We start from the raw sequence: 946 nt of genomic DNA on the forward strand, positions 1-946 counted from the left end.
CGCGAACACCGCCCGTCCGTCCGCCCCGGCCAGCGTCGCGGCGGCGACGCTGCCGACCTCCATCCGCGCGACCGCGTCGGGCAACACCTCCTGCTCGGTCGGCACCCGCTCGCCGGATCCCAGCCGGGCCTCGGCACGGGCGACCACCCGCTCGGCCACCAGAACCTGGGTCAGCCAGCGGCGCAGCTGCCGGGCCTCACTGGTCCCGGGACGGGGCAGCGACGCCGCCGAGGCGCCCGCCCGCACCTGCCGTTCGCGGGCGTCGACGTCGGCGACCGTCACCACATCATCCCCGGCGTCCCCGCGAACCGTCGCCGCCGTGGCCGTCATCGTGACCGCACCCGCACCGACACCGCCGGGGAGTAGAGCACCTCACCGGCGCCCGCCACCCGGATCAGTGCCCACCAGCACCCCGGCTGCGCCCACGCCGGCGGCGCCACGTCGAACTCCAGCTCGACCGTGCCGCGGGCGGGCACCACCGCACCGGCGATGTTGGGTCCCAGCCATTCCCAGGTACCCCACGGCGAAATCGCATGCGCCTCGACCGCCAGATCGGCATGGGCGTCGGTGCCCACCGTCACCGAGAGCCGGGCGGTGGCCCCGGCGACGACGTCGACATCGGCCGGCTCGCCGGCCAGGCGCAGCAGCCGGTCGTCGTGCTCTCCCACCGAGACGACACAGACGTCCTCGACGGTCTGGTGCCACGCCGCCGGGATCGCGGCTCCGGTCGCCGCGAGTTCGGCCCGCACCGGATACAGCCCCGGCGGGACGGCGTCGGGGACGGTCACCTCGACCGCCGACTCGAGGTACTCCCCCGGCGGCAGGACGAACGGCAACTCGGACATCTGCAGGTGCCAGCCGGTCGGGGCGATCAGCCGCACCCTGCCGTGCAGCGCGGCGTCGCGGGCGTCGCTGGCGGCGGTCAGCCGCAGCTCCACCGCGCCCT

General features: G+C 76.0%; 2 protein-coding genes. Both read right to left on the minus strand.

Going from position 1 to position 946, the window contains the following annotated elements; all coding sequences use genetic code 11:
• Nucleotides 1-330 (minus strand): DUF7158 domain-containing protein (locus ACXAID_RS28240; RefSeq protein WP_475025453.1); only part of this gene is annotated, 330 nt, incomplete at its 3' end.
• The coding region (locus tag ACXAID_RS28245) for an NEW3 domain-containing protein (RefSeq protein WP_475025454.1) at nt 327-946 on the minus strand (620 nt) is incomplete at its 5' end. The genes ACXAID_RS28240 and ACXAID_RS28245, both read right to left, overlap by 4 nt.

Source organism: Mycobacterium sp. ABE4_509 (assembly GCF_056160785.1).